This window comes from Streptomyces sp. NPDC002144, from assembly GCF_053593695.1.
Genome location: NZ_JBSFDB010000049.1, coordinates 1 through 13,203, shown reverse-complemented (window position 1 = coordinate 13,203; position 13,203 = coordinate 1). Strand labels below are relative to the sequence as shown.

The 13,203-nt window shown below is 70.4% G+C and carries 11 protein-coding genes and 2 pseudogenes; 6 read left to right on the top strand and 7 right to left on the bottom strand.

Translation table 11 applies throughout. The features are described from left to right. Nucleotides 1-170 precede the first annotated feature (170 nt). Nucleotides 171-1,196 (bottom strand): AraC family transcriptional regulator, encoded by a 1,026-nt coding sequence (locus tag ACWCQ1_RS42325; RefSeq protein WP_451028906.1) that lies wholly within the window; start codon nucleotides 1,194-1,196, stop codon nucleotides 171-173. A 238-nt stretch (nucleotides 1,197-1,434) separates the two neighbouring features. Here ACWCQ1_RS42325 and ACWCQ1_RS42320 point away from each other — a divergent pair, with 238 nt between their 5' ends. The 6 genes and pseudogenes from ACWCQ1_RS42320 to ACWCQ1_RS42295 all read left to right on the top strand — a co-directional run. Beyond that, a complete protein-coding gene (locus ACWCQ1_RS42320) occupies nucleotides 1,435-2,382 on the top strand; it encodes a carbohydrate kinase family protein (RefSeq protein WP_451028905.1) in 948 nt (315 codons plus the stop codon). After that, the gene (locus ACWCQ1_RS42315) at nucleotides 2,379-3,578 is read left to right on the top strand and encodes an MFS transporter (RefSeq protein ID WP_451028904.1); all 1,200 of its coding nucleotides are present in this window, start codon (nucleotides 2,379-2,381) and stop codon (nucleotides 3,576-3,578) included. Before ACWCQ1_RS42320 ends, ACWCQ1_RS42315 begins: the two co-directional genes overlap by 4 nt. Further along, nucleotides 3,575-4,963, top strand: coding sequence for a flavin monoamine oxidase family protein (locus tag ACWCQ1_RS42310; protein ID WP_451028903.1), 1,389 nt, complete (start codon nucleotides 3,575-3,577; stop codon nucleotides 4,961-4,963). The genes ACWCQ1_RS42315 and ACWCQ1_RS42310 overlap by 4 nt, the downstream gene beginning before the upstream one ends. After that, nucleotides 4,960-5,379: a hypothetical protein gene (locus ACWCQ1_RS42305; RefSeq protein ID WP_351955265.1), complete on the top strand. Its 420-nt coding sequence runs from the start codon at nucleotides 4,960-4,962 to the stop codon at nucleotides 5,377-5,379. The genes ACWCQ1_RS42310 and ACWCQ1_RS42305 overlap by 4 nt, the downstream gene beginning before the upstream one ends. Nucleotides 5,380-5,402: 23 nt before the next feature. Then, complete coding sequence (locus ACWCQ1_RS42300) at nucleotides 5,403-6,098, top strand: class II aldolase/adducin family protein (protein ID WP_451028902.1); 696 nt, start codon at nucleotides 5,403-5,405, stop codon at nucleotides 6,096-6,098. Between the two features lie 98 nt (nucleotides 6,099-6,196). Further along, a pseudogene (locus ACWCQ1_RS42295) lies at nucleotides 6,197-6,637 on the top strand (aldehyde dehydrogenase family protein); the annotation flags it as partial. A gap of 370 nt (nucleotides 6,638-7,007) precedes the next feature. Here ACWCQ1_RS42295 and ACWCQ1_RS42290 read toward each other — a convergent pair. The 6 genes and pseudogenes from ACWCQ1_RS42290 to ACWCQ1_RS42265 all read right to left on the bottom strand — a co-directional run bounded on the left by ACWCQ1_RS42290 (nucleotide 7,008) and on the right by ACWCQ1_RS42265 (nucleotide 13,078). Next, entirely contained in the window at nucleotides 7,008-7,640 is a 633-nt protein-coding gene (locus ACWCQ1_RS42290; protein ID WP_451028901.1) for an MBL fold metallo-hydrolase, read from the bottom strand. After that, nucleotides 7,640-8,725, bottom strand: a complete 1,086-nt coding sequence (locus tag ACWCQ1_RS42285; protein WP_451028900.1) for an S-(hydroxymethyl)mycothiol dehydrogenase — start codon at nucleotides 8,723-8,725, stop codon at nucleotides 7,640-7,642. The genes ACWCQ1_RS42290 and ACWCQ1_RS42285 overlap by 1 nt, the downstream gene beginning before the upstream one ends. A 48-nt stretch (nucleotides 8,726-8,773) precedes the next feature. Continuing rightward, entirely contained in the window at nucleotides 8,774-9,469 is a 696-nt protein-coding gene (locus tag ACWCQ1_RS42280) for a cytochrome P450 (protein WP_451028944.1), read from the bottom strand. 610 nt (nucleotides 9,470-10,079) lie between these two features. After that, nucleotides 10,080-11,008, bottom strand: a pseudogene (locus ACWCQ1_RS42275) (PDR/VanB family oxidoreductase). Between the two features lie 838 nt (nucleotides 11,009-11,846). Then, the gene (locus ACWCQ1_RS42270) at nucleotides 11,847-12,116 is read right to left on the bottom strand and encodes a hypothetical protein (protein ID WP_451028899.1); all 270 of its coding nucleotides are present in this window, start codon (nucleotides 12,114-12,116) and stop codon (nucleotides 11,847-11,849) included. Between the two features lie 374 nt (nucleotides 12,117-12,490). After that, nucleotides 12,491-13,078 carry a TetR/AcrR family transcriptional regulator gene (locus ACWCQ1_RS42265; RefSeq protein WP_451028898.1) on the bottom strand — a complete coding sequence of 196 codons (588 nt, stop codon included), beginning with the start codon at nucleotides 13,076-13,078 and terminating at the stop codon, nucleotides 12,491-12,493. Nucleotides 13,079-13,203 lie beyond the last annotated feature (125 nt).

The following is a 13,203-nucleotide window of genomic DNA, read 5'->3' as shown; positions in this document are numbered from 1 at the left end:
GGGCCCGGACCTCGGGTGGGACGGTCCAGTGTTCGGCGATGATCGCTTGCGCCTCACTCGGGGTAACCGCACAGGCGTTGGTGTCGCAGATGACGTAGGGCATCTGGCGGTGCATCACGGTCCAGAAGCGTTCGGCGAGGTTGGCTGCGACCACGAATAGTGGGGTCTCATCAAATGCTGGGGGTCGATTGTTGTCGCGCTTGGGTGGGTGTGGTGTTGGTCCATCGTTTGTAGGCGCGGCGGAACTCGCGCGGGTCGTGGTAGCCGAGTTCGGCTGCGATGGCGGTGATCGACCTGCGTGTCTGCGTCAGCAGTACGTCGGCCTGCTGCCGCCGTACCCGGTCCTGGATCGTGCCGAAGGTGTACCCGGCTTTGGCGAGGTGACGATGAAGGGTGCGGGGACTCATGCCGAGCGCGTCAGCGACCTGCGTCGCCGTTCGGCGGGAGCGGAGGTCTTGGCGAAGTGTTCCTTCGACGGCTGCGACGAGGTCGTCGACCGGGTCGGAGTCCAGGATCGCGCGAGTGGCGTGCAGAGCGGCCTCGAACTGGGTGGCGTTCGCCGTGGGAACGCGCCGCTCTTCGAGGGCACTGGGCATCGTGAGGGTCGTGCGTTCGCAGTCGAAGGTGACCGGGCAGCGCCACAGTCGGGTGTACTCCGCAGCCCACGGTGGCGGCGGGTAGGACAGTTCCGCGGCCAGCGGGCCGGATGACGGACCGAACATGAGCCGGGTGAGGACCACGATCCCGGCGAACGCCTCCTCGCTGAGGAAGACCAGCAGGTCCGGCTCGTGGGTGCGGGGCAGGAGCTCGACCACGTTTCCCTGGTCCGTGCGGGACACGAGGTAGTCCATCATCGTGCCCGCCCCTTGCTGGAACCGGGTCGCGACCTTTAGGGCTTCGGCGCCCGTCGACGCGGACCGCACGGCGGTGCCGAGCGTTCCCCAGGTGAGGAGCGGGTCGCGGCTTCCGATCATGAGGCCGATCGGTCCGGCGGGCAGTTCCTTCAGGGCGCGGCGTATCACGGTGATCGCCTGCCGGTAGGAGACCAGCGTCCGGGGCTGCTCGAGTCGGGCCCGGTCCAGGCCCGTGCCCGCGAACCACCTGGCCGTCTCGATTCGGTGGTGGTCGGCCATTTCGAGCAACCCGGTCAGGGTCAGCGGAGGAATCGTGGCCTGCGTCAGCTTCGGTTTCTCCACGGTCCGCCTCCTGGGCATCCTGCCGCCGCACTATCCCTCCACCCGAGGTGAGGAGGGTGCGCGTTCGCGCCATGACGGGGGGAAATGTTGCCACAAGCGTCACGCGGCGCCCAGATCCGGGCGGCGCGCTCCTACCGTCGCTCAACCGTTCGTGGTCGCGGCAGGCAATCGGCCGCCGCGCAGCGATGCCGTCGCCCCACGGGCCAGGAGGCGGAGCAAGGCGGAGGAGGAACACGCGATGAGCGACGTGATGAAGCTGGGGTGCGTGGGCGTGCACGTGCTCGACCATCTGGTGATCGGGATCGAGTCGATCCCCGAGCGCAACGAGGGTCAGCTGGTCGAGACCATCCGCGCCACCGCCGCCGGCACGGCAGGCGGGACAGCGCTGGTGGCGGCGCGGCTGGGAGCCGACGTCCGCAGCGTCGGAGCGATCGGGGACGACGTTCTCGCGGACACACTCGTGGCGCTCCTGGCCCGCGAAGGCGTGGACACCTCCGGCCTGGTGCGCAAGGAGGGCCACCAGACATCGGCCTCCGTGCTGCCCGTCCGTCCGGGCGGCGACCGCCCGGCCTGGCACTGCATCGGGGCGAACGCGGCGTTCACCCTCGGCGACGTCTCCGACGAGTTGCTGCGTGACCTGACGCATCTGCACCTCGGCGGTCCGGAGTTCCTCGGCGGCGACGCCGCCGCCTCGCTGCTGGCCCGGGCACGCTCGTGCGGTGCGACGACCTCGGTCGACATCCTCGCCCCCGGCGACCCGGGAATGCTGGAGTGGATCGCGGCCGCGCTGCCCCACACCGACTACCTGCTGCCCAACCACGAGCAGGTGCTGGGCTTCACCGGCGCCGACGACCTGGTCACTGGCGCCCGCGCGCTCGTGAGCGCCGGCGCCGGGTGCGTGGCGGTGACCCACGGCGCCCATGGCGCGGTGGTGGTGACCGCGGACGAGGTGGTGGAGGTTCCGGCCTTCGCGGTGAAGGTTGTCGACACCACCGGGTGCGGCGATGCGTTCAGCGCGGGCTTCCTTTGCGCCCGGTCGCTCGGGCTCGGGCTGCGGGAGGCGGCCGAGCTGGGCTGCGCGACGTCGGCACAGGCCGCCGGCGGCCTCGGGACCGACGCCGGCACCTACACGCTCGACGACGTCCGCGCATTCGCCGCGACCGCCGACCGCCTGGACGTGCGGTGAACCCCCGTAAGAAGCCGGCCGCGACGACGTTGATGGTCTGCGCGGTATACGGCGCCCAGGGGCTCGGCTACGCCGCGGTCGTCACCGCGCTTCCCGCGGCCAAGGACCGCATGGACTTCAGCGACGCCGTCCTCTCCGCGATCCTGCTCGGGGTCTGCGTCGCCGCGGTGTTCGGGTCGGGACTGGCGGATGCGGTCGCCGTGCGCCGCGGGAGCCGGAGTGCGCTGTGCCTCGGATTCCTGCTGCAGTTCGCGGCCATGGCCGGGATGAGCCTCGCCCACGACCGAGGCGTCTATCTGGGCGCGGTCGCCGTCTACGGCTTGGGCCTGGGCACGGTCGACGCCGGCAGCAACATGCAGGGCGTCGCCCTGCAAAGCCGCGCCGGAGTGCCCATGATGGGCCGCCTGTACTCGGCCTTCACCGCCGGCGGCATCATCGGAGCGCTCCTCGCCGCGGCTCTGGCCACCGGCGGTGTCTCCGCGCTCACCCTGGTCGGGGGCGTTGCCCTGCTGCAGCTCACCGTGGCACTCACCGGCCGCGTCTGGCTCGTGCCGCAGCCTCCGGCCCGAACGGCGGACACCACTTCGCCCGATCGCCGGAGCACCCCACTCCCGCGAGCGGCGATCTGGGCTGTCGGGTCGCTCGTCCTCGTCGCATACGTGCTCGACGCGGCGGTCTCGACCTGGAGCACCGTCTATCTCTCCGACGGTTTGAAGACCTCCGATGCCGTCGCGCCGACTGGCTATGCGGCCTACCTGGCGATGGTCCTGCTCGCCCGGCTCGTGACCGACCCGGCCGTGCTGCGCTGGGGCCGGCGTGCCGTCGGTGTGTGCACCATCCCTCTCGGAACGATCGGGTGCGCCCTCGTCGTCGTCGGCCCGGGCGCCGCCGCGGCGGTCGCCGGATTCGCGGTCGCCGGGATCGCCACCGGCGTCCTGGTGCCGATCGCCTTCGCGGCCGCCGGTCAGCTGCTGCCCGCCCGCAGCGACGAGGTCATCGCCCGCGTCAACGTCTTCAACTATGCCGGCGCCGTCACCGGGGCCGTCGTCCCGGGCCTGCTCGGCTCAGGTGCCGCCCTCCGGCTCGGGTTCGTGGCACCCGCGCTCGCGCTGCTGCTCGTGCTGCCCATCGCCCGCCGGCTCCCGACCCGTACCTCTGCTTCCCCCAAGCCTCTTCCCGAAGGAGAACCAGCGTGACCGACAGCTTCGACGTCGATGTCGTAGTGGTGGGCGCCGGACTTTCCGGCCTCGCCGCCGCCCGCAGCCTGCAGCGGCACGGGCTGCGCGTGAAGGTGTTCGAGGCGCTCGACAGGGTCGGAGGCCGGGTCCACTCCGCCACCGTCGCCGATGCGCATGTCGACCTCGGAGGCACCTTCGTCGGCCCCGACCACGACCGCATCAACTCCCTCGCGGACGAGGTCGGCGTGGGCCGCTACCTGACGCACGAGGCCGGGGACACCCTGCTGCTGTGGCGCAAGGACCGCAAGCGGTACCGCGGGGCCGCCCTCCCGATCGGTGCGACCTCCCTGCTGGACCTCGCCCGTATCCGTTCCTCCCTTGAGCGGATGAGCCGCAAGATCCCCGTCGGCCGGCCGTGGGACGCCCCCGATGCGGCAGGCCTCGACGCCCAGACCCTCGGCAGCTGGCTCACCGCCAAGCACGCCGGCCAGGCGACCAAAGACCTGCTGGCGGTGGTGTGCAAGACCTCGTGGGGCTGCGAACCCTCGGAGATCTCGCTGCTGTACGTGCTGCACTACATCGCCCAGGCCGGCGGGCTCGACCCGATGCTCGACACCCGCGGCGGCGCGCAGGAGCAGCACTTCGTCGAAGGCTCGCACGAGGTCGCGGTCCGCGTCGCCGACGGACTGGGCGCGGACACCGTCCGCCTCGGGTCGCCGGTCCTGCGGATCGACTGGAGCGACCACGCCGTGACCGTCCACACCGACGACGGCCCCACCACCGCACGCCGCGTCATCGTTGCGGTTCCGCCGGCCATGCGACGCCGGATCCGGTTCGTCCCCGACCTTCCCGCCGCACACCGGCACCTTTCACAGCGCTGGTCGCCCGGCGTCCTGTCCAAGATCTACGCCGTCTACGACACGCCGTTCTGGCGCGAACAGGGCCTCAGCGGCATGACGATCTCCGACGAAGGCCCCGTCTTCATCACCTTCGACGCCAGCCCTCCCGACGCCTCCCGCGGCGTCCTGCTCGGCTTCATCGGAGGCGACTACGCACGCGAGTGGGACGCGGTGGACGCCGACGAACGGCGGGTGCGCGCACTCTCGGCGCTCGCGGACCTCTTCGGTGAACGCGCCCTGAAACCACGCGGCTACACCGATCAGCGGTGGGGCGAGGAGGACTGGCTCGGCGGCGGGCCCACGGCAGCACCGGGCCCCGGAGCGGTCGCCTCGTTGCACGCCCGGCTGACAGAGCCGGTCGGCCCCATCCACTGGGCCGGCACCGAGACCGCGCGACGTTGGGCCGGATTCATGGACGGCGCGGTCGCAGCCGGCGAACGCGCCGCCCGCGAGACCGCCATCGAACTCACCACGACCACGCCCTACGAGAAGGCACGCCGATGACCTGGAGCCGCTACCACAGCCAGCTGACCACCGCCACCGCCCCCCAGCTGTGGGAGCGCTGGACGAACGCCGCCTACTGGCAGCTCGACGATCCCGGCGTCGCATGGGCCCAGATCGACGGCCCCCTCACCGTCGGAACCACCGGAGTCGTCAAGGACCACGGCACCCCGGCCCAGAAGATCGAGTTCACCCGCGTCGAACACGAACGCGCCATGGACTTCGTCATCCGGCTGCCACTGGCCACCCTGACCATCACCCACGACATGGAGCCCGCCGGCGAGGGCATGCGCACCACCCACGGCGTCGTCCTCGACGGCCCCCTGCACCGCCTCTACGCCGCGTTGCTCGGCGGGAAACTCGCACGCCAACTCCCCGTCGTGGTCCGCAACGTGACGGCCGGCGCCCTGAAGCGCTGAGCCGCCCGAACAGCCACCACCCGATGCAGCGGCACAAGCAACGGCACAAGAACGGACGCGGTGACAACGCAGTGGACGACACACACGAACTGAAAACCCGGACAGCTCTGGTCGACGCGAGCCGGCACCTCCACGACACCGGGCTCGTCACCGGCACGTCGGGAAACCTCAGCGTCCGCACCGGCGACCAGGTACTCGTGACGCCGTCCGGGGTGAACTACCGGACGCTGGAACCCGCCGGCATCGCCCGCGTCACACTCGACGGCGAAATCCTCGACCCGGGCGCGAGCTCACCCTCCTCGGAAACCCCCCTCCACCTGGGGATCTACCGCACAACGGACGCCCAGGCCATCGTGCACACACACGCGCCGTGGGCCACCGCCCTCGGCCTGGTGCGCGACGAGCTGCCCAGCGTCCACTACGCCATCCTCCAGCTCGGAGGCCCAATCCGAGTGGCGCCCTACGCGACGTTCGGCAGCCAGGAACTCGCCGACAACGTGCGCCGCGCGATGCTCGACCGGAAGGCTGCGCTCATGCGCAACCACGGCGCAGTCACCAGTGGCGCCACATTGGCCGAGGCGGTCCACAACGCCGAATCGGTCGAATGGCTCGCACGCCTGTACATGCAGGCCGCCCAACTCGCAGAGCCGGCAACGCTGACAAGCGAGCAATTGGAGGACGTATGGCGCCGTGCCACAGCCAGCGGATATCAGCCCTGAACCAACCTCCAGGCGCCCGCGCCCCAACGCGCGCGCGGCCATAAACACCGAAATGGCGCGCCTGTGAGCCGTGCCAGGTCGAAAGCGAAAGGGATTTTGTGAGTCCGACCAGCCAAGCAGCCGCCAGTCGGCGCGGACACGCCGCCGCCACGTTCGACTCGCTCGACCCCGCCACCGGCGAGGTCGTCGGTACCCACCCGGTGCACACCGAGGAGGAGGTACGCGCGGCCGTCGACAGCGCCCGCACCGAGGCCGCCTGGTGGGCCGACCTCGGCTTCACCGTACGCAAGCGGCACCTGACGGCGTGGAAAGCCGCTCTGGTCCAGCGACTGCCCGAGCTGATCGAGACAGTGCACCGCGAGACCGGCAAACCGGTCGGTGACGCGACGCTCGAGGCAGGGCTCGCAATCGAACACATCGGGTGGGCCGCCGGACACGCGAGGAGAGTGCTCGGTCGGCGCAAGGTGTCCCCGGGCTTGCTGATGGTCAATCAGTCCGCGTCGGTGGCCTACAAGCCGCTGGGGGTGATCGGCGTGATCGGGCCGTGGAACTACCCGGTCTTCACACCGCTGGGGTCGATCGCCTACGCACTGGCAGCCGCAATGCCGTGGTCTTCAAGCCCAGCGAGTACACGCCGGGGGTGGGCGTGTGGCTCGCCGAGCGATTCGAGGAGGCCGTGGGCCGTCCGGTCCTCCAGGTCGTCACCGGCCTCGGTGCCACCGGCGCCACATCGCGGTCATCGGCTACGACGACCTCGACTTCGCGGCGTCCGCCGTCGAACCGCTGATCTCGGTGCGCCGACCTGCGTCGCCATGGGCCGACAGGCCGAATGCGACCCCGACGCGTCGCCGTTGGCCCCTGTCGGTGGGACGGGCACCGGCAGGGTGCCGTGGCGGTGCGCCTCCGGCCTCAGTGGCCTCGCGCGATCCATGTGGAGAGGTGCGGCGCCTCGTCGCCGATCGTGGTGTCCGCTCCGTGCCCGGTGCGGACGGTGGTGGCGGCAGGCAGCACCAGCAGGCGGTCGCGGATCGAGCGGATGATGGTGGGGAAATGGGAGTACGACCGCCCGGTCGCTCCCGGCCCGCCCGCGAACAAGGTGTCACCGGTGAAGACGGTGCCGAGGTCCGGCAGGTACAGGCAGATGGCACCCGGCGTGTGTCCGGGGGTGTGGAGGACACGCAGCTCTGTGCCGGCGACCTCGATGCGCTGGTTGTCGGAGAGGTAACCGTCGGGGTCGCGGTCCGAGTGGGTGTGCTTCCACAGCAGCCGGTCGTCCAGGTGGAGCAGGATGGGTGCGCCGGTGGCTGCGGCGAGCGCCGGTGCCGCGTTGATGTGGTCGTTGTGGGCGTGGGTGCACACGATGGCGACCAGCTTCCGGTCGCCGACCGCCTCGGCGACGGCGACGGCGTCGTGGGCAGGGTCGATGACGACCGCTTCATGATCGTCGCGGATGACCCAGACGTTGTTGTCGACGTCCCAGGTGCCGCCGTCCAGCGTGAAGAGGCCCGAGGTGACCACGCTTTCGATACGCAGGCCGGTCATTAGAAGATCACCACCGAGCGCAGGACGTCGCCCTTGTGCATGCGGGCGAAGGCGTCCTCGACCTCGTCGAGGACGATGGTCTCGGTGACGAAGGCGTCCAGGTCGAGGCGGCCCTGGAGGTAGAGGTCGATGAGCATGGGGAAGTCGCGGGAGGGCAGGCAGTCGCCGTACCAGGAGGACTTCAGGGCCCCACCGCGTCCGAAGACGTCCAGCAGCGGCAGTTCGACGGTCATCTCAGGGGTGGGCACTCCGACGAGGACGACGGTGCCGGCCAGGTCGCGGGCGTAGAAGGCCTGCCGGTAGGTCTCCGGCCGGCCTACGGCCTCGATCACCACGTTGGCGCCGAAGCCTCCGGTGAGGTGACGGATGGCCTCGACCGGGTCGGTGGTGCGGGAGTTGACCGTGTGTGTGGCGCCCAGGGACTTGGCGGTGGACAGCTTGCGGTCGTCGATGTCGACGGCAATGACCTTCGCCGCGCCGGCCAGACGTGCGCCGACCACGGCCGCGTCGCCGACACCGCCGCAGCCGATGACGGCCACGGTGTCGCCCCGGCCGACGCCGCCGGTGTTGATAGCGGCACCGATGCCCGCCATCACCCCGCAGCCCAGCAGCCCTGCGGCGGCCGGGGAGGCAGCCGGATCCACCTTGGTGCACTGACCGGCGGCGACGAGTGTCTTCTCTGCGAACGCACCGATGCCGAGGGCAGGCGAAAGCTCGGTTCCGTCGGGCAGGGTCATCTTCTGCCGCGCGTTGTGCGTGTCGAAGCAGTACTGCGGGCGGCCGCGCCGACAGGCGCGGCAACGGCCGCACACCGCACGCCAATTGAGGATGACGAAGTCACCCGGGGCCACGTCGGTCACGTCGGGTCCGACCTGCTCGACGACGCCTGCCGCCTCGTGGCCGAGGAGGAAGGGGAAGTCGTCGTTGATGCCGCCCTCGCGGTAGTGCAGGTCGGTATGGCAGACGCCGCACGCCTGCACCTTCACGACCGCCTCCCCCGGGCCGGGGTCGGGGACGACGATCGTCTCGACGTGTACCGCTTCGCCTTTGGTGCGGGCGACGACTCCGCGTACGTGCTGGGGCATGGGGGAGGGGTCCTTTCGGTGGGTAAGGCGGGGATCCGGTGAGTGTGGTCAGCTGGCAGGCAGGACGCGCACTGGCAGCGAAGACCACGAGCGCAGGGTGTTGTTGAGGTGCCGCCTCGGCTCGCCGGCCAGCGCCAGGTGTCCGACGCGGCGGGCGAGGGCGGTCAGCAGGGCCTCCGCTTCAAGGCGGGCTACGTGCTGGCCGACGCACTGGTGGATACCCATGCCGAAACCGACGTTGCCGGAGGGATCGCGGGTGAGGTCGAAGCGGTCGGGGTCGGCCCAGCGATCTGGGTCGCGGTTGGCGGAGCCGAGGAACATGAGGATCTTGCCGCCTGCGGAGATGCGGGTACCCGCGATGTCGACATCGGTCGTGGCGGTACGGAAGAAGGTCTGCACCGGAGACTGCCAGCGCACCGCCTCGTCGAACGCCACCCGCGCCAGCTCGGGGCGCTCACGCAGCCGCTGCCACTCCTCCGGGTGCGTGGCGAAGGCGTACAGCGCGGCGGCCAGTCCGTGCACGGTGGTGTCGATACCGGCGGTGAGCAGCGACCGCACGACCAGGGGCGCCTGCGCATGGGTGAGGTCACCGCGGTCGGCGGCGGCCCAGATCCGGGCACCGAAGCCGTCCTCGCTCAGCGCCTCACGGGCACACTGGGCGTTCACCCAGTCCGACAGCGCGCCGACGCGGTGCGCGTCGGCCTCGACAAGGGCGTTGCGCGGCCCGAAGGCGTTAAAGGCCATGTTGCCGTAGGGCAGCAGGTTTTTCCGCCCGTGCGAGCCGAGGCCGACGGCGTCGGGGAAGACACGCAAGGGGAACGCCGCCGCCAGCACCTCGAAGGCATCGAACTCCCTCCCTTGCTCAGCCAGTACGGTCGCGACGAGTTCCTCGGCCACCGCCTGCCACGTCTCCCGTAGTCGGCGCAGGCTGAGCGGGGCGAGGACGTCCCGCAACACGCGGCGCGGCGCGTCATGGTGGGGCGGGTCGGCCTCCAGCAGCAAACTCGGCGGGCGCCATGGCCTTTCGTGACGGAAGTTGGCCAGTCCCACTCCCGCGCCGGACTGGAAGGTCTGCCAGTCGACGAGGGCGGCGTACACCTCTTGGTAGCGGGTCAGGGCGTGGACGCCGTAATGCGACAGGCGGATGACGGGGCTGGCTTGGCGCAGCTGCCGGTGCAGGGGCTCGGGATGTTCCAGGTGGTCGGCGGCGAACGGGTCTGCGTCGCTGATCGGCGGCGACGCGGGAACGGCGGCTGTCTCGGTCATGGCGGCTCCACGAGATTGCGGCTGAGGGGGTTTGAGGCGACGTGGCTCGGAAGTCCGACCGCGCGGTTCGGTACCGGTCACCGGACGGTCAGAGGGCCAGGACGAGATGGTCGTAGTGCGAGCGGGACCCGCAGGGCAGCATGCAATCGCCCGCCGCACGTTCGTGGTCGGCCGGCACCGCGTCCCGGTGGTCTGGCGTGCCCTCCAGCACCGGGACGAGGCAGGTGCGCACGTGCCGTGTTCGCAGGAGGACAGCACCTCGGCACCGGCTCGGCGCACGGCGTGCAGCACGGACACGTCCGGGGTGACGGTGACCGTACGGTCGGTGCGCCGCAGTTCCACCTCAAAGGGCAGCCGGCGCGCGGGCTCGGAGCGGTCGGTGGCGGTGAAGCGCTCGGTATGCAGGCTGTGGTGGGGCCAGTGGGCGCACGCCTCCTGGACGGCCGCCAGGAGGGGAGCCGGTCCACAGCAGTACACCTTGGTACCGGGCAGCGGCTCGCCCAGCAACGCAGCCAGATCCAGCAGCCCGCACTTGTCCGGGGGCCTGATGTGCACCCGCTCGCCGTAGGCGTGCGTGAGGTCCGCGCGGAACGCCATCGAGGCGCGGCTACGGCTCCCGTAGAGCAACTCCCACGCCGCGCCGACCAGTTCTGCCTGCTGGATCAACGGCAACAGCGGGGTGATTCCGATGCCGCCCGAGATGAACAGGTAACGGCCGGCGGGCACCAGGGGGAAGTGGTTGTGCACCCCGCCGAAGCTCACCCGGGCACCGGGCATGAGCCGGTTGTGCACGTACGCCGACCCACCGCGCCCGGCCGACTCACGCAGGCCGGCGATGCGGAAACTGTGCGGGTCTCACAGGTCACCGCACAGGGAGTACTGCCGGGTCGTCCCGTCCGGCAGCACGAAAGCGATGTGCGCCCCCGGCGTCCAGTCCGGCAGGCGGACACCGTCGGGATGGTCGAGCGCGAGGGACACGACGCCGTCCGCGACGACATCCTTGGCACGGACCCGCAAGGAGAGGGCGGATGTGGGGTGGGGCGGGGCATTGCGGACAGCAGGTTGTGCACGACCACGTTGTCGCCTCCCTCCTGTGGAATGCAGGAAGGATGCACGTGGCCGCCGGCACGGCGCGACGGCATTCTCATTGAGTGAGAGACGCTTTTTTTCGCGAGTCACACTGCCGTCACACAGCGGGCCCCTCTCGTCCGGTGGGCGCGCCCAGTGCACGGGAAGCGCCTCGCGCGGCCGTCCGCAGGACGGGAACGACCGCCTGGGCGCCCGCGTCATTGGGGACGACGACCGACAGCGCCGCCAGCACCCTGCCGTCCGCACCACGCACCGGGGCGGCCACACCGAGGGCGTCCTCGTGGATAGCCGGGGCAGTAGGCGTACCCCCGCTTGCGGACGTCGGCCAGGACTGCCTGCAGTCGGCTCGGCGTGGCCGGGGTCGTTGGCGTGTAGGCGGTGAGCGGGCCTGCCAGCTGCCGTTCCCTGAGGTCTGCCGGGCCGTGGGCCCCTTCCTGGCTCAGCGCCTGCGGGAGTGGTCACTCCTTCGCGCCATCACGCTCAACCTGCCCTGGCAACCGGACGACCTGCTCGCGTCATCCAACTGGCTCCAGCTCATGACCGCCCCCGGGACGAACATCGAGGCCGTCGAGATCCTCGCCGAAGCCGGCCGCACCAAGCGGATCCGCAACCCACAACTCTTGACTATTGCTCGGAGGCTCCTGGGGGGGAGCACTGGAGCAACGTAGGCGATCCGCCCCTCGGTGGCGGCAGACCTCGGGCAGTGACAGTCGGCACCGGAACCCTGATCGCCGCGAAGATTCCGGTGCACGAGTAGCGCGGGCTGTCAGTCGTCATCATCGTCGTCCGGTTCGGACTCCCGGGTGGAGGCCAGATCAAGGATGTAGCGTTCGTCGGCAGGACACTGGTTCCATGCCTGACGGATCTGCGCCGGGGTCCAGTCATCGGTGATGCTGCTCAGCTTCTCGTCGTAGTAGGCGGAGGCCGCTTCGCGTCCGGCCCACCACACGTAGCCCTCGTACACGCCCGGTCGGGGCAGGGTCATCTCGCCGGCGGGCCCCAGAGTCAGCTGGTTCACGACGAGGGTGCGGGCCATGGCGTAGTTGAAGTCGAGCGGCAGCGGACCGACTCGGCGGCCTGCCGGTCCTTCAGGCCAAGCAGGAACTGCAGCACACAGACGGTGGCCAGATGAGCGGGCGAAAGCCCCGGACGCCCGTCCCTGGGGTACCAGTCCGCGAAGTCCTCGTCACACCACAGCCCGTCCACCCGATCCCACCCATTTCGCCGTCGTGCCACCCGGGTTGCTCGCCCGCGCGACCCGCGCGGTCAGAGGCGGAACGTGCTCACCGGAACGGGGACGAAGGGACGACGAGCACCCCGACAGCTGTATCGGTCGGTGGAACTACACGAGCATGCCCGTCGATCTTGCTGCCGCACCGGGAAACTCCAAGATCCACGACAGAGGCAAGCTTAGGCCATGGCAAGGACGGCCGAGACTAGGGACCGCAGGCATGCGTTCTCGGCTTCCTCGTCCGGCAGGGAGAGGTGCTGCATCGTCAGTCCGTCGAAGCCGGCCAGGAAGAACCTCGCGATCATCTCAGCGGGCTGGCCGAGCCGGTGACCGGTGCGTTCGGCGGCCTGCTCGACCAGCTTCGTCGTCACCGCCAGGACCCCGCTGAAGTGGTTCTGAAGAGCTTCGCTCAGATGTGGCGTACGCAGGGCGAACATGCTCAGTTCGGTGAGCAGTTGGTGCGAGGCGGGCTGTTCGAGCACGGTGTGCCAGAGTGCTTCGGCGAGTGTGACGATGGTTTCCTCGAAGCTCGCGTCCGCGGGCGCGGCCCGTGTCACCTGCTCGATGAGGTCGTGCGTGAGCTGTTCCATGACGGCCCGGTACAGCTCCTCCTTCGTGCCGAAGGTGTAGTGCACGGTCGCCTGGGCCACGCCGAGCTCGGCGGCGATGGCGCGGGTGCTGCCGGCGGCGACGCCCTCCCTGGCCATGAGGCCGATGGCCGCCTTGATCAGTTGCGGGCGGCGCTCCGCCGCGGATACATGAGCCATGACGCGATCCTATGCGACTCAGTCTGTCGAACAGGTCGCTCGACAAAACAGCGGTATGTGATGACGGCCGTTCCTGGGCCGGCGGCGGGGGGGGGCGGGCGGGCCCGCCCCCCGCCCCCTCGCGG